Source organism: Acinetobacter sp. YH12235, from assembly GCF_013417705.1.
Lineage (GTDB): Bacteria > Pseudomonadota > Gammaproteobacteria > Pseudomonadales > Moraxellaceae > Acinetobacter.
In genome coordinates this window covers 42,770-67,831 of record NZ_VPDL01000004.1, presented here as the reverse complement: position 1 = coordinate 67,831, position 25,062 = coordinate 42,770, and the positions used below count along the sequence as shown (strand labels likewise).

Below are 25,062 nucleotides of genomic sequence, written 5' to 3'. Positions count from 1 at the left end.
ATTAGCCATTATCTCATTTTTAATTAGTCATAGATTGTACTAAGGCATAGAATTAATTCACTTTTACGGTATTAATGATCAGGGTATGGCAATCAGCTGGATTTTCTTTACTTTAATGGCTGCATTTATGCAGGCCTGGCGAAATGCCTTTCAAAAGCAGCTCAGTACCACTGTCGATATTTGGGGCGTGACACTGGCACGTTTCCTGTTTGGCTTTCCGTTGGCCGGGCTTTACATTGCAGCTTTATACCACTTCAAACCGGTAGAAAGTGTGGTGCATTTTACCCCGAAGTACTGGATCTATATCCTGATTGCGGGTATCAGCCAGATTCTGGCAACCGCCTTGATGGTGCAGCTGTTTAAACAGAAAAATTATGCGATTGGCGTTGGACTGGCAAAAAGTGAAGCGATTCTGGCAGCCATTATCGGAGTGATTTTTCTATCAGATCATCTTTCTGTACTGGCATGGATCGGGGTGCTGATCGGTGGTTATGCTGTGTTTTTGCTTAGTAAAGGCAATCAGCTGACCGGCTTATCCACCAAGACTTTAGCCATCGGAATCGGCAGCGGTTTGAGCTTTGCTATTACTTCACTCTTGGTACGTGAAGCCAGTCTGGAACTACCGATGTTGCCAACCGTGCATCGTGCTTCATGGGTACTGATTTCAGTGATTGGTTTCCAGTGCATCAGTATGCTGATTTACCTCAGTCTGTTTAGCCGAAAAACCTTAGTTGCCATGTGGCAACGTTTGGGGCTTACTTTTAAAGTCAGTTTTTGTAGCTTTATGGCCTCCCTTGGCTGGTTTACCGCCATGAGTATGATGAGCGTGCCAATCGTGAAAACCTTGGGACAAATCGAAATCCTATTCAGTCTGCTAATCTCCGCTTATTTCTTTAAAGAAAAACTGGCGCGTGCCGAACATTGGGGCTTGGGGCTGGTGGTGATTGCAGCGATGCTAGTGATCTGGGCTTAACAAATACTCGAATAAAAGAAAGCCACGAATTATCGTGGCTTTTTTATAAGAATGAATTAAGCAGCAAGAAAAGTTTGTACTGCCTGATTAAAGGCTTCCGGTTGTTCAATATTGGAAATATGCGAAGCATTGATTTCAAACAACTGGCTATTCGCAATACGTTGCTGCATAAACTGTCCATCTGCAACAGTCGTCACCGGATCCTGCTGACCCGCAATAATCAGCACAGGGATTTGAATGCTACTAAGTTGTTCGCGGACATCCGCCTTAGCCAGAGCTTCACAGCAGTTTGCATAGCCTTCTGGGCTGCCAGCTCCGAGGTCGTTTGAAAGTTCTGCAACGACTGCCGGGTTGCTCTGGATAAAGGGATCGGTAAACCAGCGTGATGCCGCAGTTGCAGCAATCGGAGCAAGACCTTGCTCACGGACAAGCGCAGCACGGTCTTGCCATGCCTGTTCCTGGCCAATTTTGGCTGCAGTATTGCAGACAATCACCTGGCTAAAACGTTCTGGCTTATGAATCGCTAACCATTGACCGGTTAAGCCACCCATAGAAATACCACAGAATGCTGCTTTTGCAATGTTCAAATGATCCAGAAGATTCACTATATCCTGACCCAACTGCTCCAGGCTATACGGGCCTTGCGGTGCTTCCGAACCACCATGACCACGGGTGTCATAGCAGATTACGTAATAATCTTGCTGGAAATGCGCAATCTGTGGCTGCCACATGCTGTATTTGGTGCCCAGTGAATTGGAAAATACCAATGCAGGTTTGCTAGCATCCCCAAAAGTCTGGTAATTAATCTGGGCATCATTTGATGTAAATATTGGCATTTGTTATTCCTTTTATTTCCTTCTAAAAGTTCCTCCCTGAACAAGGCATAAGCACTGCTTAAGCCTTGTGCAAGAAAGGGAGGTTAGGAGGGATTTTTTAAACACGTTCAATAATCAGCGCGATACCTTGGCCTACGCCAATGCACATAGAGCAGAGGGCATATTTCCCGCCAGTCCGTTCAAGCTGGTTCAAGGCCGTGGTCACCAGACGGGCACCGGAAGCACCAAGTGGATGACCAAGGGCAATCGCACCACCATTCGGGTTTACATGTGCGGCATCATCCGGAAGACCTAAGTCACGGGTTACCGCCAGTGCCTGTGCGGCAAAGGCTTCATTCAGCTCAATCACATCCATTTGCTCAAGAGTTAAACCCGTTTGAACAAGCAATTTTTTAATGGCAGGTGTCGGACCAAAGCCCATAATGCGTGGCTCTACACCGACAACCGTTGAACCAATAATTTTGGCACGTGGTTTTAAACTATAGTGTTGAACGGCTTCATCGGATGCAATCAGGAGTGCCGCTGCACCATCGTTAATGCCAGAAGCATTGCCTGCCGTCACCGTACCATCTGCTTTGACGACTGGTTTTAACTTAGTTAATCCTTCCAGTGTTGTAGAAGCACGAGGATGTTCATCAGTATCTACCACAACTGGTTCGCCTTTACGCTGAGGAATGACCACGGGCACGATTTCATTTTTAAAGAAACCTTTGGCTTGTGCTGCTGCTGTACGTTGCTGGCTGGTCAGGGCAAACTTGTCTTGATCTTCACGATTAATATTGAACTGTTCTGCCACGTTTTCAGCAGTTTCCGGCATGGTTTCCACGCCATACAGTTCTTTCAGTTTCGGGTTGATAAAACGCCAGCCCATGGTGGTGTCTTCAATTTTCTGGCTACGGCCATAAGCGGTTTCTGCTTTACCCATGACAAAAGGGGCGCGTGACATGGATTCCACACCACCAGCCACAATCAGATTCGCTTCACCGGCTTTAATGGCACGTGCCGCAATCGCTATTGCATCCAGGGAGGATCCGCAAAGACGGTTAATGGTAGTGGCTGGCACTTGATAAGGTACACTTGCAAGCAGTGCTGACATACGACCCACGTTGCGGTTGTCTTCACCGGCCTGGTTGGCACAGCCGTAGATAATGTCATCAACTTTTTCCCAGTTGATACTTGGGTTGCGTTCCATCAAGGCTTTAATCGGGATCGCGCCAAGATCATCAGCACGAACAGGTGCCAGCCCACCAGCATAGCGACCGAATGGGGTACGAATGGCATCAATGATATATGCATTTTTCATTTATTAAATTCCTTGTTCCTTTAAATCCCCCTAAATCCCCCTTTATCAAAGGGGGACTTTTCCTCCCTTTCTTATGCTGAATTTTAAAAGCTGTGCTTTAAAACTCACTCAGGGAGGTTAGGAGGGATTATTAACCCTGTGTCGCATCAATCAGTGGTGCACCCGTCATGGACTGCAATTCTTCAAATGACAGACCTTCGACTTTTTCAATGACTTTCATGCCTTCAGGAGTGACATCAATTACACACAGGTCAGTATAGATGCGGTCCACACATTTCAGGCCAGTCGCAGGATAAGTCAGTTCAGCCACAATCTTAGGTTCGCCTTTTTTAGTGACGTGATCAGTAGTGATAAAGACTTTCTTGGCGCCGACGGCCAGATCCATCGCGCCACCGACAGCAGGAATTGCATCTGGTGCACCGGTATGCCAGTTGGCCAGGTCACCATTTTCAGCGACTTGGAAAGCACCCAAAACTGCGATATCTAAGTGTCCGCCGCGCATCATCGCAAAAGAATCCCCATGATGGAAAAAAGCACCGCCAGTCAGCATGGTCACAAATTCTTTACCGGCATTGATCAGTTCAGGGTCTTCTTCACCTTTGGCAGGTGGCGGGCCAAAAGCTAGCAAGCCATTTTCAGAATGCAGGAAAACATCCTTGTCTGTAGGCAGATAGCTGGCAATCTTGGTCGGCAGGCCAATACCAAGGTTGACATAGGTACCATCAGGAATGTCTTGTGCCACACGTTCAGCGATCTGGTCACGGGTCAGTTTGCTATAGCTCATTATTTATCTCCGATGCCAATTATTGTGCAGGTTTAACTTGAACAACGTGTTGAACAAAAATTCCCGGGGTGATGATGTGTTCCGGATCCAGTGTACCCAGTTCAACCACTTCAGAAACTTGAGCAATCGTCACATCCGCAGCCATCGCCATAATCGGGCCGAAGTTACGTGCGGATTTACGGTAAACCAGATTGCCCCAGCGATCGCCTTTATGCGCCTTGATCAGGGCAAAGTCTGCTTTAATTGGATTTTCTAAAACGTACTCTTTGCCTTCATAATTCAGGGTTGGCTTGCCTTCCGCCAGCAAGGTACCAAAACCGGTAGGCGTGTAGATTGGCCCTAGCCCCATACCTGCAGCCTGAATCCGGCAGGCCAGGTTTCCTTGCGGCACCAGTTCCAGCTCGATTTTTCCGGCACGGTACAGCTCGTCAAAGACCCATGAGTCTGACTGGCGCGGGAAAGAGCAGATGATTTTACGTACTGCGCCAGTCTTTAGCAGTTTTGCCAGACCATAGTCGCCATTACCAGCATTATTATTGACAATAATAAGATCCTTGATTCCCAATTCGATCAGACCATCAATCAGTTCAGCAGGCTGACCCGCTGTCCCAAATCCGCCGATCATAATGGTAGAACCATCCTTGATCTGGGAAAGTGCTTCTTTCAATGATAATGAACTTTTATCTATCATAATCTGGTCCTTACATACCCTAAACTAATGGATGTCTTTAAATTCGTTTTGAATCTGATGTTGCAACCGGAACAGCATTACGGTCTTTCTGTGACAGCAGAAAATGTGCTACCAGGCCAATACAAATCCCCCAAAAGACTGAACTCAGCCCCAAGAAATGCATGCCGGAAGCAGTTGCTAAAAAGGTGATCAGTGCGGCATCACGTTGCGACTCTTTGCCCATCGCCATAGAGATGTTAGTGGCAATTGCTCCGAGTAAGGCCAGTCCTGCCAAAGCTGCAATTAATTCCTTCGGCATCAGGCTAAACAGCATGACAATGCTGCCGGCAAACAGGCCGCCTAAAATATAAAAAAGCCCGTTCGCCACACCCGCGATATAACGCTTTTCTTTCAGCTCGTGCGCGTCTTTGCTTAAACACAATGCGGCCGTAATAGAGGCCAATACAATAGTAATCCCCCCCACACAGGCTACTGCGAGCGAGGCAATACTGGTTGCACTGATAATTGGCTTGGCAGGCATGTCATATCCACTGATCTTGATAATGGCCATTCCTGGTAAGAACTGGCCCGACAGACTGACCAGAATAAGCGGGAGGGCCAGATTCAGGGTGGAACTCCAAGTCCATTCCGGTGCAATAAATTGCGGAATTGCCAGACTGAAATCTGCCGTGACCGGATTAATCTTGCCCAGCAGCATGCTTAAAATCACACCGGCAACCAGCACCCAGACCATGGCATAACGTGGACTGAAACGCTTGGCCAGCAAAAACACCGCCAGCATGCCAAAGACGATATAGGGCATGGTATCGGTCGCGGTGAACAGTCCTAAACCAAACTGCAGTAAAATTCCGGCCATCATTCCGGCAGCGACTTCCTGGGGAATCCAGGACAGCAATTTGTCGAAATAACCGGTAATCCCAATGAGAAAAATCACCACAGCAGAGGTGATATAGGCCGCAACCGCTTCATTGAGCGAAATATCGGGAAACAGCGTGACCAATAGTGCCGTTCCGGGCGCAGACCAGGCGGTGACAACAGGTATTTTGTATTTAATCGATAAAAAGATACCTGCGAGCGCCGCACCAATAGAAATTCCCCAAATCCATGAAATCATCATGTCTGGGGAAACCTGGGCTTGCTGCGCTGCCTGGAAAAAAATGATCAGTGGTCCTGAATAGGAAATCAGCACTGCTAGAAATCCTGCAACAGTCGCTGAAATTGACCAGTCATTTTTTAATGTCTGAAACAGGGTGTTCATTGGTAATGTGCCTCCTTGCGTCGAACCATGAGCCTGTCAAAAATCGTGATGATCAGGACTAGCCTTGATCTCCACCACCGACCGGTACTACGGTACCTGTCATATAAGATGATTCATCTGAAGCCAGGAACAGAATGGCATTGACCTGTTCCTGGATCGTGCCATAGCGTTTCATATGGCTGCGATCCTTGGTCTGGTCGACCACATCCTGCATCCATTGTTCTTCCTGTTCGCTCAGCGGTTTGGCATTGCGTGGAATCTTGCGTGGCGGTGCTTCGGTACCACCTGTTGCCACAGCATTCACGCGGATACCATCTTTGGCATAGGCAAAGGCTAGGGAAGCGGTCAGCGCATTCACGCCACCTTTGGATGCTGAATACGGCGCACGATGAATCCCACAGGTTGCAATCGAAGACACATTCACGATGGTGCCATGTTGCTGCTTGATCATTTGCGGTAGTACTGCACGGCAGCACCACATTGTTGGGAAAAGAGAGCGGTTCACTTCCTTGATGATTTCTTCTTCAGAGAATTCTTCAAAAGGTTTCATCCAGATGGCACCACCCACGTTATTGATCAGTACATCGACACGACCATAGGTATCTAAGGCTTTTTCAACGACAGATTGAGCACCCGCATAAGTTTCCAGATTTGCCTTGACGAAGATGGCATCACCGCCAGCCGCTTCGATTTCTGCCAGGGTTTCCTGCACATAGTCCGAAATATCGGCCAATACTACTTGTGCGCATTCAGCAGCAGCCTGGATGGCTACACCGCGACCGATGCCTTGCGCAGCACCAGTCACGATTACGACTTTATCTTCAAATCTTGGGTTACGGTTCATGAGATTCTCCGGCTTCTAAACTTAGTTGGCAGAGAATTTTTCAAACAAGAAGCTGGCAGGTTTGACACCTTCAGCATCCAGCCAGCCGCGAACCGCTTCAACCATTGGCACTGGACCACATAGGTAGATATCGACATCTCCAGCGTTCAGCCATTCGTTTTCGATATGATCGGTTACATAGCCTTTACGCTCATGTGCAGATTCTGGATTTGCGACCACTGTACGATATTCGAACCATGGGAATTTATCCTGTAGTTCATTCAGCTTTTCAATTGCGACCAGGTCGAAGTCATTGGTCACACCAAAGACCAGACGTACTGGATATTCAGAACCTTTTTCTTCCAGTACCTGTAACATTGACATAAATGGCGCGATGCCTGTACCACCTGCCAGCATCAATACCGGACGGGTCACATTACGCAGATAGAAGCTGCCGAATGGACCGGTAAAGGTCATTTTGTCACCCGCTTTTGCATCAGCGCTGAGGAAACTCGACATTTTGCCGTTCGGGACATTACGAACTACAAAACCAGTTAAACGGTTGCCCGGCTTGGAACTGAATGAGTAAGAACGGGTTTCAGTGGTGCCAGGAATGCCGACATTGACATATTGTCCGGCCAGAAAATGGATATCTGGTTGACCATCATCGAGTTGAATATCAAAGGTAATGGTGGAATCAGACAGGTTTTCTACACGGGCCAACGTACCTTGAAATGCATGAATCTCGGTTTTACAGACATCAGAGGAGGCCTGAATTTGGAACACGGCATCCGAAGTCGGTTTACATTGGCAAGCCAGAATAAAACCTTCTGCGGCTTCTTCTGGTGTCAGTGCATCTTCAATGTACATTTCTTCAGGCATGTCATACGCACCTGATTCACAAAAAGCGCGGCACGTTCCACATGCACCGTCACGGCAATCTAGAGGGATATTGATCTTTTGACGGTAAGCTGCATCGGACAGGGTTTCGCCTTGGGCAACACTAATAAAACGTGTAACGCCATCTTCAAATTGGAGTGCAACATTGTGGTTTGACATGGCTGAATATCCTATATAAATCTTTGAAACTAGACCTTTCAGCCATATTTCCCTGGCTGAAAGGTTTTTTGACCTTGCTGTCGAAACAGTCTTAGAGGTGATAAATGTCGATAACCTGGTTGATGTAATCGTTTTTCAGCACCACGTATTTGCTTAAAATCTGTGGTTTTTCGCCTGAAAAATTGATTACATAACGAGACATACCAAAGTAGCTGTAACTGGTTTTGTAGCGGAAACTCAGGGTATTCCAGTTAAAGCGCACAGTGACCTTGTCGCCGTCACGTTCCACAATTTCAATATTGCAGATGTTGTGACTAGTACGGGTATCCGGCATGGTGGCAGATGAACGCTCCGTCTTGATGCGGAACACACGGTCCTCAAGACCCTGACGGTCAGGGTAGTAGATCAGTGAGATTTCAGACTGTGGGTCTTCAGTCAGACGGTCATCATCATCCCAAGCTGGCATCCAGAAAGAAGCAGTAGGAGCGTAGCACTGTAACCAGTCATCCCATTGCTCATCATCTAAAAAGCGGGCTTCCTGATACAGGAACTGTGCAATGTTTTCTAAAGTGATGTCGCTCATGCGGTTTCTCCTTCAGTGTTTGCAGCAATTTCTTTTTCAGTCGCAATGCCTTTTTTGATCAGTTCTAACCAGTACTGGTGTTGTGCCAGATATAAGCCTTCATCTTCAGTTTTAATGCCGGACAGTTTTGGTTTCAGACCAATTTCATTGGCTGCATCATCCGGCCCTTGAATCCAGTGCTTAGAACCACGGCACATGTCGTTCCATTCCAGTGCGATCCCGGCATAACCAGCCTGACAGGCACGGAATTCTTCCAGATCGTCCGGAGTTGCCATACCAGAAGCATTAAAGAAGTCTTCATACTGACGGATACGGCGAGTGCGTGCTTCCGGCTCTTCACCGACAGGACCGATACAGTAAATGGTCACTTCAGTCTTATCGACAGAGATCGGACGCAGGACACGAATTTGTGAGCCGAACTGATCCATAAAGTAAACGTTTGGATAGATACACAGGTTACGTGAACGCTCAATCATCCATTTCGCCATGGCTTCGCCATAACGCTCGGTATATTCATCTTTCTTGGCAAAGTTTGGACGGTCTTCCGGGTTGGCCCATTGTGTCCAAAGCAGCATGTGACCATGTTCAAAGCCGTAAGAACCACCGCCTTGTTTGCCCCATGAACCTGCGCTCATGGCACGAATATTATCGCCAGCTTCTTTTTCCTTACGTTGCTGAGTCGTTGCAGCATAGTTCCAGTGCACGGCAGAGACGTGATAACCATCGGCACCGTTTTCTGCAGTCAGCTTCCAGTTACCTTCATAGGTATAAGTCGATGAACCGCGTAAAACTTCCAGACCTTGCTCAGACTGACCCACGATCATGTCGATGATCTTCGTGGCTTCACCCAGGTATTCTTCCAGAGAAGGAACATCCGGATTCAGGCTGCCAAACAAGAAGCCTTTGTAATTTTCAAAACGGGCTACTTTTTTCAGGTCATGAGAACCGTCCTGGTTAAAGCAATCTGAATAGCCTGCATCAGCCGGGTCTTTCACTTTTAACAGCTTGCCTGAGTTATTGAATGTCCAGCCATGGAATGGGCAGGTATAGGTTGCTTTATTGCCACGCTTATAACGGCACAGTTGTGCACCGCGGTGAGAGCAGGCATTGATCATGGCATTTAGTTCGCCATTACGATTACGTGCAATGATGATTGGCTGACGGCCAATATGGGTTGTGTAGTAATCGTTGTTGTGGGGAATCTGGCTCTCATGGGCCAGATAAACCCAGTTTCCTTCAAAGATATATTTCATTTCCAGATCAAACAGGGCTTGATCAGTAAATACGGAACGGTGCAGTTTAAATTCACCAGATTCAAAATCATCGACCAGTAATTCATCAATACGGTCTAAATGGCTGGTGTTAATTACAGGAATACGAGGCATGTCCAGTCTCCGACTTTCCAAGGAGGGGAAGTCATCGGGATGTTGCTCAGACTGACATCCCGATTCCATTTTGAATTAAGCGCTTGCGCGACGACGTTCTACTTCAGTGCTTGGTGCAGCAGCCTGGTCTTTCACCAGTTCGATATTGAACTGGATATGTTTGAATGGACCATTTAAACCACGGCGTGCGATTTCAGCTTCATCGGTCACATCAACAGCAGTTGCGACCAGACCATCACGTGTGGCGAATGCAAAGTCATCCCACAGGTATTGATCGCCTTCGATGTTGAACTGTGTGGTTAACTTCCGATAACCCGGCGCAGATACGAAGTAATGCACATGAGATGGGCGGTTACCGTGACGACCTAATTTGTCCAGTACGAACTGGGTGGTACCTTCAGGCGGGCAACCATAACCGACCGGCATGGTGGTCAGCGCAATATATTTACCGTCTTGATCGGTAAAGATAGAACGGCGCAGGTTAAAGTCCGATTGTGACTTGTCAAAGAAAGAGTAGTTGCCCAGGCTGTTGGCATGCCAGACTTCAACTTTTGCACCTTCAATGATGTTGCCGTCAGTATCGGTCACTGTGCCTTCAATAATCAGGGTTGGAATTTTGCCTTCTTCAGAACCGTCATCCATACGCGCAAAACCAACGGACTCAGGTGCACCTGCAACATAGAGCGGGCCTTCGATGGTACGTGGTGTACCACCAGTAATGCCGGCTTTGGCATCTGCTTCATCCGCGCGTAAGTCTAAGTAATGTTCCAGACCCAGACCTGCAGCCAGTAAGCCTAATTCATTAGCTTGACCTGCATCAGTAAAGTATTCCAGACCTTTCCAGAGTTCAGTCTGAGAAATATCAAGATCTTCGATCGCTTGGAAAAGATCACCTAATAAACGTACAACAACTTGTTGTACACGCTCATCTACTGGTCCTGTCGCTGTGTCGACATTCATTTTTTTAACCAGTGCATCAATTTCTTGGCGGTTCATACTATTGCTCCTAAAGTATGTCTTTCATATTTTAGTGGCGCATGTTTTAGCATTCGTTTGGCTGGCTAAATCTTGCTGGCCACAAGTCCTTTTGGATTACCCTCAGGTGTATGGATGGGAAGAAAAATCTTTCATTTCCATTCCCGAATTTATTCATTACTTGTCATCATCTCGAATCGACGAGGGATGGCGGTTCAATGCCATGACTTCGATGTTCATATACGGGTAGAGCGGCAAGCCTTGTAGCAGGTTGTGCAACTCTTCATTGCTTTCAACATCAAAAATACTGATGTTTGAATACTGCCCGGTGATACGCCAGATATGACGCCACTTACCCTGGCGTTGCAGATCCTGTGAATAAGCTTTTTCAACTGCCTTAATTTCATTGGCCTGTTCAACCGGCATATCTTTTGGAATATTGACGTCCATTCGTACTTGGAAAAGCATGGGGTTCTCCTGGAATTATTGACGACGCAAGTTGTCAATTTTGTTTTCATCCAACTCAATACCCAGACCTGATCCTTTCGGAATCTCAAGTTCAAAGTTTTGATACTGGAGTGGGGTTTTTAAAATATCTTCAGTCAGTAGCAGGGGGCCAAACAGTTCGGTGCCATAAGCGAGACTTTCAAAAGTCGAGAATGCATGGGCAGAGGCGATCGTGCCCACCGGGCCTTCCAGCATGGTGCCGCCATACAGATCGATACCTGCCAGCTGTGCCACTTTTGCAACTTCACAACCTTCAATCAGGCCACCAGATTGCGCCACTTTGACTGCAAAAACTGATGAGCCATGCTGACGTGCGATCTGATAGGCAGACTGCGGACCCATCAAGGATTCATCCGCCATGATGGCGATATCAAAACGCTGGGTCAGACGTCGCATTGCATCCAGATTATCAATGGCACATGGCTGTTCAATCAGGTCAATGCCGCCGTCCTGGAGTAACTGAATGCCTTTAATCGCGTCTAGCTCTGTCCAGGCACGGTTCACATCAACACGGATCGAAATGTCTTTGCCTAATGCCTGTTTAATGGCAAGCACGTGTTCAACATCCTGTTCCACTGGACGAGAACCAATTTTCAGTTTGAAAATATTGTGGCGTTTGGCCGCAATCATTTTCTGGGCTTCAGCAATGTCTTTCTCGGTATTGCCAGATGCCAGGACCCACAGCACTGGTACGCTGTCACGTAAACGTCCACCTAGAATTTCACTCAGTGGCTGGTTCAAACGTTGTGCCTGAATATCCAGTAGCGCAGTTTGAATGGCACACTTGGCAAAACGGTTACCATTAATATTCTTTTTGATGGCTTGTAATGTCTGTGCAACATTCAAACCTGATAATGTTTTCAGAAGCGGTGCAAAGTAAGTCTCAATATTCACTTTGACACTTTCTGGGCTTTCTTCACCGTAGCCTAAACCGCCAATAGTGGTGGCTTCGCCCCAACCCACATAGCCGTCTTCGGTGGTGATTTTGACCAGGACCAGTGTCTGGGTTTGCATGGTTGCGACAGCCATCTTGTGAGGACGGATCGTCGGTATTTGAACCAGCAAGGTTTCAACTGACTTATACATAATTACGCTTCACATTCTTGCTTTAATGTTTTGACTTGATATACCTTAAAAGAATAATTTTGATTGGTCTAAGATCGATTTAGCATTTTTTTATACTTTAAAGGTATGCAATAATATGGAACTCAGGCATTTGCGTTACTTCGTCGCAGTCGTCGAAGAACAAAGTTTTACCAAGGCGGCAGAAAAACTGTTTATTGCTCAACCACCTTTAAGCAGACAGATACAAAATCTGGAACAGGAACTGGATATTCAGCTCTTTGAAAGAGGTAGCCGACCGCTTAAGACCACAGAAGCAGGTCAATTCTTCTATCAACATGCGGTTAAACTTTTGTCTAATGCGGAAGAAATCAAATCGATGACCAAGCGGATTGGTATCGCGGATCGCACCATTAGCATTGGTTTTGTTGGCTCGTTATTGTTCGGTTTGCTATCGCGTATTGTGTTTCTATTTAAGCAGCAACATCCCCAGCTCAAAATTGAGATGGTTGAAATGAATACTTCAGAGCAGATTCAGGCACTTAAAGAAGGGCGGATTGATGTCGGTTTTGGACGTTTAAGAATTTCAGATCCGGCAGTGAAACGGGTGTTACTGCGTGAAGAAAGGCTGATGGTCGCAGCACATTCCAGCCATTTTCTTTCCCATCGAGATGGCGTGAACCTGACTGAACTGGTGGATCAGCCACTCTTTTTATACCCGAATAATGGTAAGGCTAATTTTTCTACCCAGGTGCGCGGTATATTTTCCGAGTATGGGCTGGAACCGAAAAATATCCGTGCAGTCAGTGAATTGCAACTGGCGCTTGGTTTTGTGGCTGCCGGAGAGGGCGTCTGTATTGTGCCGGAAAGTGCCCAGAATATTCGTCTGGCACATTTAAACTTTATCCCTTTATTAGATGAATTTGCGGTCAGTCCGGTTTTTATGGCTATTCGTAATATGGATGAAAGTGAATATATTCGATATCTGTTTGATGCGGTCTATCAGGTCTATGATCTTGAAGCGATTAAATATGATCGTGCTGTATTTTAATTCAGATCAATACCTGTCTGGATCTTATAGGGAATAAAGCGAATCCATATTTTAATATTGAATGAAGGTTTCATTTTTTGGATGAATATCATTAAGGCATAGTAAATAAAGCCTTTTCTTTAAGGCAGACTTTATAGGTATAGAAGCATGCCTATTCAGTTTTGGACATTTATGCACATCTTCTGCATTGTGAATCTCATAAATTGAACTTCACAATTAGGAGGTGGAGATGTCTACAAATAAAGTGAATATAAATACGCTGATTGATGAAGCAAAGTTCACGCCATTTCATTGGGGCGTCCTGATCTGGTGTTTGCTGATCATTATTTTTGACGGTTATGACCTGGTGATTTACGGCGTAGCGTTACCGCTACTGATGCAGGAATGGTCACTCAGTGCAGTACAGGCCGGCATGTTAGCCAGCACCGCCTTGTTCGGTATGATGTTTGGAGCGATGAGTTTCGGCACTTTGTCCGATAAACTGGGACGTAAAAAAACCATCATGATCTGTGTCGCGATCTTTAGTGGTTTTACGTTTATCGGTGCCTTTGCAACATCACCTGTCGAATTCGGAATTTTACGTTTTCTTGCCGGACTCGGAATTGGTGGCGTGATGCCAAACGTCGTTGCCCTGATGACGGAATACGCACCAAAAAGGATTCGCAGTACATTAGTTGCCTTGATGTTTAGTGGCTATGCCATCGGAGGCATGACATCTGCTTTGCTTGGCGCATGGCTGGTACCACAGTTCGGCTGGAAAATCATGTTCTTGCTTGCGGGTACTCCTTTACTGTTCCTGCCGATACTCTGGAAATATTTACCAGAATCCCTGATGTATCTGACCAATAAGCAGCAAACGGCTGAAGCGCAAAATATTATCCAGAAAATCTCGCCAACCCAGGTAATTGGATCTGACACCCAGTTCGTCCTGAATGAAGTACAAAAAGGCGATGAAGCACCTTTAAAAGCATTATTTCAGCAAGGCCGCACATTTAGTACCTTTATGTTCTGGCTGGCATTTTTCATGTGTTTATTAATGGTCTACGCACTGGGTAGCTGGTTACCAAAACTGATGATCCAAGCCGGTTATTCTCTGGGTGCCAGCATGATCTTCCTGTTTGCCCTGAATATTGGCGGCATGATCGGGGCTGTTGGTGGGGGGTATCTGGCAGACCGTTTCCATATTAAAAAAGTGCTGACGATCATGTTCCTTTGCGGAGCAGCTTCTTTAATCCTGCTCGGTTATAACAGTCCGCAATTCGTGCTTTATAGCTTGATTGCTGTGGCCGGTGCAGCAACCATTGGTTCTCAAATCCTGCTCTACACCTTCGTGGCGCAATATTATCCATCAACGGTGCGTTCCACTGGCATGGGTTGGGCTTCCGGAATTGGACGTATCGGTGCGATCGTTGGACCGGTATTGACAGGTGCTTTACTCACCATGAATTTACCGCATCAAATGAACTTCTTTGCAATTGCGATTCCCGGTTTGATTGCTGCGCTGGCAATTTTCCTGGTGAACTTAAAGATGTCTGTAGAAGGTCAAGCCCTTGCTACACCTGAGATTCGCACTGATTCTCTCGCTGAAAAAGCAAGTTAATGGATTAAATATCAATTAATAAAGAAAACACTTCTAATGATAGAGATCGCCATCGTAAGCGGTGGTGATCTGTTGCTAGAATCGAGACGCATAATAAAAAAGTGAGTTTAGGATGAACACGAAACAATTATTTAATAATCAAACAATCACATTAAAACGCACGGTTCTGATGAGCATGATGGCAATGAGTTTAGGGGGTATCAGCTTGGCTACCCAGGCACAAACTCCAGCTCAGTCCAATCAGCAGGAAATTGAGCAGTTGCGTCAGGAGGTTCAAGCTCTACGCGCCTTGATTGAACAGCAGCAGACTCAGACAGCTGCTGTGACTGCACCTGTAGCGACAACGCCGGCACCTGCAAATACAGCAGTAGCCCCTGCGAGCAAACCTGTGATGAAAATTGCCAGTGGGGCCGAGTTTAATCTATACGGTAATATCCGTGCTGATGCCTCTTATCAGGCTGAGGGCGGTGCAGCGACACGTATGTATAACCAGATTAATGCAGTACCTCTTGAAGGCACAGGTGAACGCAGTGATGAGTTTAAATCCACGCTTTCAGCCACCCGTTTAGGGATGGATTTTAAAGCGCCCGTGGGTGCTGGGGATAATGCCTTAAGCGGTAAGGTTGAGGTCGATTTCCTGGGTGGAGCTGGTTTTGACAACCTGCGTATTCGCCATGCCTATATCAGCTATGCTGACTGGTTAATTGGTCAAACCTGGTCAAACTTTGCAACTCCGGACTATATTCCAGAAACTGTAGATGCACTGGTTTATGCTGGCGGTTCAATTAAACGGACTCCACAAGTTCGTCATACCAGCACCTTCAGCCCGGCTACCAATCTGGTACTGGCGGTAGAAGATCCAAAAGATGGTTCTATTAAGCAGCGTCTACCTGCTTTAACAGCACGGTTAAATCACAAATTTGCAGATAATCTTACCGTTAGTGCGCGTGCGATGGGCCATGAAAAACGTGTGAATGAAGATGAAAAAACTGCATGGGGTGTGGGTTTAGGTGCGAAATATGAGTTTGTTTCAGGCACCAGTCTTAAGGCAGATTATTATCATGTCAAAGGTGATAGCAGCTTTGTCTCTTACGCTAATCCTGGCGTAGTTCGAGCTCCTAATGGTGATCTTCTACAGAGTGAATTTGACTCGATTACAGTCGGTCTAACGCAGCAGTTTAATGATAAATTGCGTGGTACCGTAGGGTATGGTTATATGAATTTCGACCAAGATAATGGCTATCTTGCTGCTCCTGGTCTGACTCTAACAGCAGTGAACAAAGACCTTTGGCAGGCTTGGGCCAATGTGTTCTATAACCCTACAAAACCGCTGAGTTTTGGCCTGGAATATGTTTATGGTGAACGTGAAGCATTGGGTGCTGCACCAAATGGCAGTACAAAAGGTGAAGATAACCGAGTGAATGCCGTTGCAATTTACAGTTTCTAAGCTCTAGCGATTTACATAAGAAACTTAAAGCGTGGATGAATTAATCCACGCTTTTTGCATGATTCAGGATCACCTCTGCCAGCACATTGACAGCATTTTCTATCTCAGAGGTCCAGTCAAATGAACAGTTCAGGCGAATATAATTCTGGCTGGTATGTTCCGGTTTAAACAGCAAAGCGGGTGCAATAGCAATATTGTGCTGAATCAGCTGTTCATATAAAACCTGTCCATCCAGCTGTTCGGGCAATTTGATCCAGAGAAAATAGCCACTGGAATAATAATAAATTTCACAGACTGAATCTAAACGCGCTTTGAGTTCCTGATAAAACTTTTGCTTATACTTTTCCAGCTGCTGTCTTAAATGGCGCAAATGCTTTTCATAATGATGATGGGACAGAAAATCGACCAGTGCATTTTGTAATAGCGGACTAACAGTCAAAGTACTCATGAGCTGTAAATGCTGGATTGCATCAGAAAATGGGCCAGCGAAAACCCAGCCGACCCGCGCACCCATGCCCAAGGTTTTGGAAAATGAAGAGCAGTGCAATACCCGTTGATGCTGATCAAAATATTTCACGGAAACCGGTTTATGAGCGCCGTAATTGAGTTCCTGATAGACATCATCTTCAATCAGATATACCTGATATTCATTCAACAGTTCCGCAATTCTTTGCTTGATCTCTGAATTTACCGTAAAGCCAATCGGATTATGTGCATTCAGCATCAGCCAGCAAACTTTGATCGGGTACTGTTTAAGTGCTTGTTCAAATGATTCCAGGTCAAAACCAAACTGCGGATGTTCAGGGATTGTAATCACCTGCAAGCCTAAACGTTCAGCCGCCTGCCAGACACCATAAAAAATGGTTTGCTGGAGCAGGATAAAATCACCCGGTTGAGTCAAAGCCTGTAAAGACAGATTGAGGGCTTCCAAGGCACCAGAAGTAATGACAATGTCATCCGAAGTACAGTTTATACCTTGTAACTGATAGCGATTGGCAATCAGTTGGCGTAATTCCTGATTACCCGGTGGCATATGATTTTGATGGCTATAACTGCTTTTTCTTTTGCTATGCTGCGCCAAAATCTGCATAAACCGGCTGTTATATAACAGTTCAGCATTTGGAAAAGCTGAACCAAAAGGTGCAATATTTGGAGTTTGCAGTGACTTTAAATAATTAAATACCACAGAGTTAATTTTAACTTTGGAGTTTAAGCCAATCTGTACCGCGGGTTCTTTGCTGTTATAGGTTTGAGGTCGCTCCGCAATATAGTAGCCAGATTTATCTTTGGCATAGACCAATCCTTGCGATTCAAGCACCTGATAGGCATTAAGCACCGTCATCAGGCTATAGCCGGACAGTTCAGTTTGTTCCCGTAATGAAGGTAATTTGTCATGCGCCTTCCATGCGCCATTTTCAATCATCTGGCGAATATTTTGGGCTAGCTTTTCAGATTTGAACATAAGAAAATAAAATCTAAACTGTACTAATATAATCAGAATTATATTATAAATAAGTTATTAAAATATAACAAATCAAAAAAATAAGTGGCTAACTGTTATATTTTTTTAAATGAATATTGTATCTATACAGTTGATTTAGGTCTGCTGATAATAAAACTCATAACGCCAGACCAACCTATGGGTGATCATATGAATTCAGAAGACAACAAAGCACCAAAATATGCGGATAGCAGTATTTCTGATGCAGCATTCAAGAAGATGATTCTCTGGTTTGCACTTTATACTGGTTTATTCTGCCTCGGCGTTATCTTTGTAGTAAATGCAGACAAAATTATGATGAGCGGCTTTTAAAATTCTCTTCTCCCTGAACACTATCATCGCCCCAATCTAAATTGGGGCTTTTTTATGCCACACATTACCAGTTTTATTTTCTACTTTTTCTGCATCCACTCTATGACTTTGTCACAATTTGACACTCACAAAGTCAGATTTCCTTGCTAGATTCAGACTGTTTGATGATAAAAATGAATACAGGCTTTTCGCCAGCGCATCATACAGAAATAACAACGATATAGCAGATGGACAAACAACAAGGATAAAGGAGTGAAGCATGCTCGGAAATATGATGTTCCAGCCCTTACTGATCAGCAGCATGATTGAACATGCCGGTCGTTATCATGCCGATACCGAGATCATTTCTAAAAATACCGATACCAGCATTAAAAAGACCAATTGGGGAGAAATCCGGGAAAACTCGAAACGTTTTGCCAATGTATTACAGCAATTCGGTCTGACACTCGGCGACCGGGTTGCAACCATTGCCTGGAATAATCATCGACATCTAGAATCTTGGTATGCCATTTCGGGAAGTGGACTGATTTGCCATACCATTAACCCGCGGTTATTTCCGGAACAGCTGGTATTTATTATCAATGATGCTGCCGATCGAATACTGCTGTTTGATAAAACCTTTGCACCTTTAATTAAAGCCGTCAAACCGTTATTAAAAACTGTAGAACAGTATATTTGTCTGGATGCTGAAGATTCGTCGATTTGTGAAGCCATTCCGGAAGTTCAGTTTTATGATGATTTGCTTGCCCAGCAATCTGCAGAATTTGACTGGCCTGAACTGGATGAAAATACAGCGAGTTCACTGTGTTATACCTCCGGTACGACTGGAAATCCGAAAGGGGTTTTATATAGCCATCGCTCAACAGTGTTGCATAGTTATGCCATCATCATGCCGGATTCCCTGAATGTAGCAGCGCGTGACATCATGCTGCCGGTGGTGCCAATGTTCCATGTCAATGCCTGGGGAACCCCATATGCCGCTGCCATGGTCGGTTGTACTTTGGTGTTGCCGGGGCCGGGCCTGGATGGAGCCAGTCTGGTCAATCTGATTGATACGTATAAAGTATCTGTGGCTTTAGGTGTTCCAACGATCTGGCAAGGCCTGATTGCGGCTGCCCAGCAAAGTGGTTCAAAATTGGAAAGCCTGAAACGGAATGTGGTCGGTGGTTCTGCCTGTCCACCGGCTATGCTGAAAACCTTTAAAGAGCAGTTTAACTGCGAAACCATTCATGCTTGGGGGATGACTGAAACCAGTCCACTTGGTAGTGCCAATCAGCTAAAAACCAAACATCTTGATCTAGCGGATGAAGAAAAAATGCAGATTCGCTTGTCTCAAGGTCGTCCACCGTTTGGCGTTGATTTACGTTTAACCGATGAAGAAAAAGGAACCCAGGAAATTGCCCGCGATGGTGAAACCATAGGCAATCTGCAGATTAAAGGGCACTGGATCATTGATCATTACTTTGGCAAGGAAGAATCTGCGCTCACAGCAGATGGCTGGTTTGATACCGGAGATATTGCTACCTTAAATGAAGATGGCTTTATGAAGCTGTGTGACCGTTCCAAAGATCTGATCAAGTCAGGCGGTGAATGGATCTCTTCAGTCGATCTTGAAAATATGGCGATGGGACATCCTGAAATTGCCATGGCTGCCGTGATTGCGGCACAGCATCCTAAATGGGATGAGCGTCCCGTTCTGATTGCGATTAAAAAGCCAGAGAGTCATGTGAGTGAAGCTGAAATGCTGGATTACTATGCGGACAAAGTCGCTAAATGGCAGATCCCGGATCGCGTGATCTTTGTAGATTCTATTCCGTTAAGTGGAACCGGCAAGATGCTGAAAAAAGACCTGCGTGAACTTTATGGTTCTATCTTGCTGGAACAGGTCGTAGGTTAAGCTATTTTTTTAAAAGGTAAATTTTTGCCTTTTTAACTCACCCAATATTTAAAACAGAAACTGATCTCTTATATAGAGGTCAGTTTTTTATATGTTTTTGCTAAAAATATACAGACCAAAAAAGCAATTTATTCAGTTCATACAGTTTTACAGCACTTTCTGGTTAGGATTGTCTTACAAAAAGTCTAACTATGGTTTCTAAGCACATAATTTGACCTACATTGACATGGTGCGAGCTTCAGAATTCTTTATTCTGGACTACATAATAAATAGACAGTTGTACATTAATACTGTCTGCGGAATAGAGGGGATAAAAATGACAAGTATGACAACCTACAAGCCGCATTGGATTCGTGAAGATTTCATTGATTTTGTTGGTGAAAAAATCCATCCAACCTGGGCACTCAAAAAAGTCAAAGCATCGGTCGTGAATATTCAGGCGGTTAGCCCAGACTTTTTCAAAATCCAGTTACGTCCAAATTATAACTTTAACCACGGGTCATTTCAGGCCGGTCAAAATATCGCGGTGACTCTGCGTCTGGATGGAGTACGTCATCAACGTCATTATTCTATCGTGACCATTTTAAAAAATGGCGATGTGATTATTGCAGTCAAGCAGCAAGGTAAAGTGTCACGTGCCTTAACTTTATTGCAACTGGGTGCAGTGGTCGAGCTGTCTCAGCCACAGGGCGAATTTACCTTATTAAACTCTCCTAAACCGATTCTGTTTCTAGCATCAGGCAGTGGCATTACCGCCATTTATTCCTTATTGCAAAAAGCAGTCGTGCAGTTTCAGCACCCAATTGATCTGATTTATTTTACCCGTGATGATGCATTTCATGCCGAGATCAAAACCTTAGCGTTAATGCATCCTCATCTGAAATATCATCATTTTAATACAGTCGAGCATAAGCAGCATCTGAGCCAGCAATTGCTAAACAAGCTGGTACCAGACTTTGAACAGCGTGAAATCTATGCCTGTGGTTCAGCGGGAATGATGAAAACTGCACTCAAGATTGCCGATAAACTGGCGGTGAAATCTAGCTTCCATTCTGAATATTTCCAGATTGCGATGGATGAAAAAGTGAAAGCACAGCCTGTACAGTTTTTAAGATCGCAGCAGGAATTCCAGGCAGAATCTAATCTGCTGGAAAGTGCAGAGCAGGCGGGTCTTCGTCCAGCGCATGGTTGCCGTATGGGCATTTGTAATACTTGCTCATGTACCAAAGTCAGCGGTTCAGTTAAAAACATGCTGACGGGTGAGATCGACCACGGCAGCAATACTCCAATCAAACTTTGTATTTCACAGGCCGTCAGTCCTGTGGTGATTAATTTATAAGCTATTTCAACCATTACTAAACGAATAAGAAGGTGCTCCCATGAATATGCAAATTGATTTTAAAAAACACAGTAAATCTCAATTTCTAAGCCCGGAACAGGTTGAAGAGTTCGGTGCCAAGGTTGATGCTATCCGCCGTGAAGTAATGGAAGATTTGGGCGAGAAAGACGCAGAATATATTTATAAAATCCGTAATTTTGTACGTTATAGCGAGATTGCTTCCCGTGGCATGCTGATGTTTGCAGGCTGGTTGCCGCCGGTCTGGTTAGCGGGAACAGGCTTATTGGGTATCTCGAAAATCGTGGAAAATATGGAACTTGGCCATAACGTGATGCACGGCCAGTTCGACTGGATGAATGATCCGAGTCTGAATGGTTCGACTTATGATTGGGATACTATTTCCACTGGGGATGACTGGAAATACACGCATAATTATATTCACCACACGTATACCAATATTGTCGGTATGGATCACGATGTCGGTTATGGTCTGATCCGTGTCAGTGAATCTCAGCCGTGGGAACTACGTTTTATCTGGAATATTCCTTTAACCATTCAGTTGATGGTGTTCTTTGAATGGTATGTGGGTGTACAGCGTTTGCATCTGGAAGATGTCATTGCCTATAAAACTAAAACCTGGAAACAGGTCTGGGAAGAAGCAGCGCCTTTACGCAAAAAAATGCGCCGTCAGGTCCTAAAAGATTATGTATTTTTCCCACTGATTGCCGGTCCAAATGCGATTCCAGTATTTACCGGGAATGCGGTTGCCAATGTGATTCGTAGCCTATGGGCGTCCGCGGTGATCTTCAATGGACATTTCACTGAAGATGCAGAAACTTTTGAAATGGACAATACCGACAATGAAACCCGTGCGGAATGGTATCTGCGTCAGATCCGTGGTTCGAGCAACTTCAGTGGCGCGAACTGGTTGCATATTCTGAGTGGTAATTTAAGCCATCAGATTGAGCATCATCTGTTCCCAGATATGCCAGCAAACCGTTATGCCGAAGTAGCACCAAAAATCAAAGCCTTATGTGCTGAGTACGGGATTCACTATAACGAAGCCAGCTTTATGAAACAGTTCTCGACTGTATGGGTCAGACTGGCGAAATGCTCACTGCCAAATGAATGGAATCAGCAAATTGCAGAAAAAACTCACGCAGTTAAATCGGTGTTTCGTTACTTTAAATCCAAACTTGTAAATTAATTTTTTAAGGTTTCTCTATTATCCAGTTTGGTACTCCTCAATAGATTTGGATGGTCTATTGAGGATTTTTTTATCTGTTAAAAAGTGGTCAGTTCACACGAATTTATGAATGAAATATGAAGATGATTTTCAAAAAATGACGAAGGCGGGACAGATTTACTACCGCTGAAACGCTTCGCCTACAAGCTAAGCGTTTACCTCAAGGAGGTTCTTTTTATAATGGCCGCGTTCTATCATTCAAGGTCTCAGTTTTGAAATATCTTAAATATTTTTCAGGCATCTCACTTTTATTGCTGTTAACCGCGTGTAATACCCCGGAAACTCCAGCACCAGATTATCAGGGGAACTGGAAAAATACACTGGAAAATCCAAAATTGGAAAATATCCTGGTGATTTCCAAAAATGGTGAAAACTATTTCATTACCAATACTATTAAAGACAAAGAAAGCGGCAAAACTGACAAGAAAAATCCGATGCCAGCTTCAGTCGCTGATAATGGTCTGCTTCAGATTAATTCAGGTACAGGTGTCGTTGATTTCGCAATTGACGAAAAAACTGGCAATCTGGTCGGTTCAGGCTCCGTCTATAAAAAAGCCAAATAATGCTCTAATCTAATCAATTCAGAGATAACACGAAAAATGCCATGATCAGGGAGGATTCATGGCATTTTTTTAGTTCACCAATTTTATGAGACCAGCAAAATCTTCTACAAAATAATCTGCCTTGGCTTTGATCAGATCTATTTCATGCGCAGAATACTGGTCGTAAATTGCAACGACATCAATTCCCGCATTGTTGGCAGCTTCCACCCCAATTAAAGAGTCTTCAACAATCAGGCAATCTTTAGCCTCAATTTCAAAATGCTGGAGCGCATTTAAATACACTTCTGGATGCGGTTTGATATTCTCAACATTTTCACGAGTCAAAATAATCGCAAAATCATCATCAAAACTGATTTTCTGATTAATCTTCTGGTTATTGTCCTGATAACGCTGCACATTGAATAAACTAGTGGTAGTCGTGAGTGCCAATTGTATCCCTTGCTGTTTTAAGGCTTGAATCAGCAGCTCAGCTTGCGGTTTGAGTTCTATCACATGATCCAGAAAATGCCGTGAAATATGATAACGGCGATTTTTAACCTCTTCTTTACTTGGCTTGAAACCATATAGCTCTTTTAAATAGCCACAATATTCCAGATAAGGATCGGGCATATGTCTAAAGGCTTTCAGTTGCAGGTCACGCTGTTGCTGAATCTGATCCAGACCGATTTCGATCCCCGACAATTCCTGAATCAGGGCAGCATCGACCTGGTTCCAGATTCCCACTGAATCAATCAAGGTTCCATCCAGGTCAAAACATACCAGCTTTTTATCTTTAAACATGTCACACCCATTTTTCTTTCGCCGCCATTATCCCGTTTTTAGAAAGAGATAAAAAGTCCAGTTTGGGTGCACATCCAGTCTGTATTTATCAGTGAATTACTAAAATGAACTTATTTTGAGCATTTTAAGTATTACTAATAATAAAAATCGTAATACTAAATTGGCACGTCATTTGCATTTATCTACGCATCATAAAGTGATCTAGGGTTCCGGCAGTCATTTTCAAACAGTACTGCGCCTGAGACCGAGAGTTCACGGCTTGTTTTGTATAAAAACACAGCTACACGGAGGGATAAAAGCCCGGGAGGTTGGAACAAAAACCTTAGAGAGGTCATGCACATGGGCGACTATCACAATAATCAAACACTCTGGACTGAAATCCTGCCGGGAGGGCATCACTGGTCCGGACGCATTCAGAAAGGTGCGGTTCTGCAATTCAAGGCACTCGGTGCCAATGCCAATGTATCCCTGTTCTGTGTCAATGCCGAAGACAAACTGGAACGTTACAACATGCCTGACAGCCTGAAAGGCCAGCATACCGCGTATTTGACTGCGGGTAATGTGCTGTATTCCGATCTAGGCCGTGTCATGGCTTCGATTGTTAAAGATGAAGCTGGCTGGAACGATACTTTCTGCGGGCCATCTCGTCCTGAACAGATTGAAAAACAGTTTGGCATCCGTACCTTCCAGGATGCCCGAAATGACATGTATCAAAGCGGTTTAGACGGATTACTCATTGAACTCTCCAAATTCTCTTTGGGACAGACTGACCTGAGTGCAACCGTGAATTTATTCTCCAAAGTCACTCCAGATGACGCCGGCGCATTGTCTTATGTATCTTCAGACAATACCGATCAAATCATTGAAATGCGCTTTGAAATGGACTGTCTGGTGTTCCTGTCGTCTGCACCACATGGTCTGGATAACAGTGCGGAATATCAACCAGCTGACATCCAGTTATCTTTGTTTAAAGCCAATAGCTTAGGCGAAACCGATATCTGCCGTGACTCCTGTCCACAGAATCAGCGTGCATTCCAGAACAATGCCCGTTACTACGCACTTTCAAACATTTAAGGCAGGAGAATGA

General features: G+C 44.9%; 24 protein-coding genes and 1 riboswitch. Of the genes, 10 read left to right on the top strand and 14 right to left on the bottom strand.

Going from position 1 to position 25,062, the window contains the following annotated elements:
• The first annotated feature begins 85 nt into the window (after positions 1-85).
• Positions 86-973, top strand: a complete 888-nt coding sequence (locus FTV13_RS03410; protein ID WP_179992602.1) for a DMT family transporter — start codon at positions 86-88, stop codon at positions 971-973.
• A 56-nt stretch (positions 974-1,029) separates the two neighbouring features.
• Here the strand turns inward: FTV13_RS03410 and pcaD are convergent, their stop codons facing one another.
• From pcaD to FTV13_RS03350, 12 genes are all read right to left on the bottom strand, one after another.
• Entirely contained in the window at positions 1,030-1,809 is a 780-nt protein-coding gene (gene pcaD / locus FTV13_RS03405) for a 3-oxoadipate enol-lactonase (RefSeq protein ID WP_179992601.1), read from the bottom strand.
• Between the two features lie 97 nt (positions 1,810-1,906).
• Positions 1,907-3,112: a 3-oxoadipyl-CoA thiolase gene (pcaF, locus tag FTV13_RS03400; RefSeq protein WP_179992600.1), complete on the bottom strand. Its 1,206-nt coding sequence runs from the start codon at positions 3,110-3,112 to the stop codon at positions 1,907-1,909.
• Between the two features lie 130 nt (positions 3,113-3,242).
• On the bottom strand, positions 3,243-3,896 hold the full coding sequence (locus tag FTV13_RS03395) for a 3-oxoacid CoA-transferase subunit B (RefSeq protein ID WP_179992599.1): 654 nt from the start codon (positions 3,894-3,896) through the stop codon (positions 3,243-3,245).
• A 19-nt stretch (positions 3,897-3,915) separates the two neighbouring features.
• Positions 3,916-4,587, bottom strand: coding sequence for a 3-oxoacid CoA-transferase subunit A (locus FTV13_RS03390; RefSeq protein ID WP_179992598.1), 672 nt, complete (start codon positions 4,585-4,587; stop codon positions 3,916-3,918).
• A gap of 37 nt (positions 4,588-4,624) precedes the next feature.
• Positions 4,625-5,845: a benzoate/H(+) symporter BenE gene (gene benE / locus FTV13_RS03385; protein WP_179992597.1), complete on the bottom strand. Its 1,221-nt coding sequence runs from the start codon at positions 5,843-5,845 to the stop codon at positions 4,625-4,627.
• 58 nt (positions 5,846-5,903) lie between these two features.
• Positions 5,904-6,689 (bottom strand): benzoate diol dehydrogenase BenD, encoded by a 786-nt coding sequence (gene benD / locus FTV13_RS03380; protein WP_180010993.1) that lies wholly within the window; start codon positions 6,687-6,689, stop codon positions 5,904-5,906.
• Between the two features lie 21 nt (positions 6,690-6,710).
• Positions 6,711-7,727 carry a benzoate 1,2-dioxygenase electron transfer component BenC gene (gene benC / locus FTV13_RS03375; protein ID WP_179992595.1) on the bottom strand — a complete coding sequence of 339 codons (1,017 nt, stop codon included), beginning with the start codon at positions 7,725-7,727 and terminating at the stop codon, positions 6,711-6,713.
• Between the two features lie 91 nt (positions 7,728-7,818).
• Positions 7,819-8,310 carry a benzoate 1,2-dioxygenase small subunit gene (benB, locus tag FTV13_RS03370; RefSeq protein WP_179992594.1) on the bottom strand — a complete coding sequence of 164 codons (492 nt, stop codon included), beginning with the start codon at positions 8,308-8,310 and terminating at the stop codon, positions 7,819-7,821.
• Positions 8,307-9,695, bottom strand: a complete 1,389-nt coding sequence (gene benA / locus FTV13_RS03365; protein WP_179992593.1) for a benzoate 1,2-dioxygenase large subunit — start codon at positions 9,693-9,695, stop codon at positions 8,307-8,309. The genes benB and benA overlap by 4 nt, the downstream gene beginning before the upstream one ends.
• Before the next feature lie 75 nt (positions 9,696-9,770).
• Positions 9,771-10,691 carry a catechol 1,2-dioxygenase gene (gene catA, locus FTV13_RS03360; protein ID WP_179992592.1) on the bottom strand — a complete coding sequence of 307 codons (921 nt, stop codon included), beginning with the start codon at positions 10,689-10,691 and terminating at the stop codon, positions 9,771-9,773.
• Between the two features lie 156 nt (positions 10,692-10,847).
• A complete protein-coding gene (catC, locus tag FTV13_RS03355) occupies positions 10,848-11,138 on the bottom strand; it encodes a muconolactone Delta-isomerase (protein ID WP_104426111.1) in 291 nt (96 codons plus the stop codon).
• Between the two features lie 15 nt (positions 11,139-11,153).
• Entirely contained in the window at positions 11,154-12,263 is a 1,110-nt protein-coding gene (locus tag FTV13_RS03350; protein ID WP_179992591.1) for a muconate/chloromuconate family cycloisomerase, read from the bottom strand.
• Positions 12,264-12,378: 115 nt separating this feature from the next.
• Here FTV13_RS03350 and FTV13_RS03345 point away from each other — a divergent pair, with 115 nt between their 5' ends.
• The 3 genes from FTV13_RS03345 (at position 12,379) to FTV13_RS03335 (ending at position 16,337) form a co-directional block, all read left to right on the top strand.
• A complete protein-coding gene (locus FTV13_RS03345; RefSeq protein ID WP_166138516.1) occupies positions 12,379-13,290 on the top strand; it encodes a LysR family transcriptional regulator in 912 nt (303 codons plus the stop codon).
• Between the two features lie 229 nt (positions 13,291-13,519).
• Entirely contained in the window at positions 13,520-14,890 is a 1,371-nt protein-coding gene (locus FTV13_RS03340) for an MFS transporter (RefSeq protein WP_180010990.1), read from the top strand.
• A 112-nt stretch (positions 14,891-15,002) separates the two neighbouring features.
• The gene (locus tag FTV13_RS03335; RefSeq protein ID WP_179992589.1) at positions 15,003-16,337 is read left to right on the top strand and encodes a DcaP family trimeric outer membrane transporter; all 1,335 of its coding nucleotides are present in this window, start codon (positions 15,003-15,005) and stop codon (positions 16,335-16,337) included.
• Between the two features lie 40 nt (positions 16,338-16,377).
• Here FTV13_RS03335 and FTV13_RS03330 read toward each other — a convergent pair whose 3' ends face one another.
• Positions 16,378-17,799: a PLP-dependent aminotransferase family protein gene (locus FTV13_RS03330; RefSeq protein WP_180010988.1), complete on the bottom strand. Its 1,422-nt coding sequence runs from the start codon at positions 17,797-17,799 to the stop codon at positions 16,378-16,380.
• Between the two features lie 189 nt (positions 17,800-17,988).
• Here FTV13_RS03330 and FTV13_RS03325 point away from each other — a divergent pair, with 189 nt between their 5' ends.
• The 5 genes from FTV13_RS03325 to FTV13_RS03305 all read left to right on the top strand — a co-directional run bounded on the left by FTV13_RS03325 (position 17,989) and on the right by FTV13_RS03305 (position 23,195).
• The gene (locus FTV13_RS03325) at positions 17,989-18,150 is read left to right on the top strand and encodes a hypothetical protein (RefSeq protein WP_166138668.1); all 162 of its coding nucleotides are present in this window, start codon (positions 17,989-17,991) and stop codon (positions 18,148-18,150) included.
• A gap of 259 nt (positions 18,151-18,409) precedes the next feature.
• Positions 18,410-20,047: a long-chain-fatty-acid--CoA ligase gene (locus FTV13_RS03320; RefSeq protein ID WP_179992587.1), complete on the top strand. Its 1,638-nt coding sequence runs from the start codon at positions 18,410-18,412 to the stop codon at positions 20,045-20,047.
• Positions 20,048-20,363: 316 nt separating this feature from the next.
• Positions 20,364-21,386 (top strand): flavin reductase family protein, encoded by a 1,023-nt coding sequence (locus tag FTV13_RS03315; RefSeq protein ID WP_179992586.1) that lies wholly within the window; start codon positions 20,364-20,366, stop codon positions 21,384-21,386.
• A 40-nt stretch (positions 21,387-21,426) separates the two neighbouring features.
• Positions 21,427-22,593: an acyl-CoA desaturase gene (locus FTV13_RS03310; RefSeq protein ID WP_179992585.1), complete on the top strand. Its 1,167-nt coding sequence runs from the start codon at positions 21,427-21,429 to the stop codon at positions 22,591-22,593.
• A 251-nt stretch (positions 22,594-22,844) separates the two neighbouring features.
• On the top strand, positions 22,845-23,195 hold the full coding sequence (locus FTV13_RS03305; RefSeq protein ID WP_159122938.1) for a hypothetical protein: 351 nt from the start codon (positions 22,845-22,847) through the stop codon (positions 23,193-23,195).
• 69 nt (positions 23,196-23,264) lie between these two features.
• Here FTV13_RS03305 and FTV13_RS03300 read toward each other — a convergent pair whose 3' ends face one another.
• Positions 23,265-23,975, bottom strand: a complete 711-nt coding sequence (locus tag FTV13_RS03300; RefSeq protein WP_179992584.1) for an HAD family phosphatase — start codon at positions 23,973-23,975, stop codon at positions 23,265-23,267.
• Positions 23,976-24,165: 190 nt separating this feature from the next.
• Positions 24,166-24,284: riboswitch (guanidine-I (ykkC/yxkD leader) on the top strand.
• Between the two features lie 24 nt (positions 24,285-24,308).
• Here FTV13_RS03300 and FTV13_RS03295 point away from each other — a divergent pair.
• On the top strand, positions 24,309-25,049 hold the full coding sequence (locus FTV13_RS03295; RefSeq protein WP_179992583.1) for an urea amidolyase associated protein UAAP1: 741 nt from the start codon (positions 24,309-24,311) through the stop codon (positions 25,047-25,049).
• The last annotated feature ends 13 nt before the right edge of the window (positions 25,050-25,062 follow it).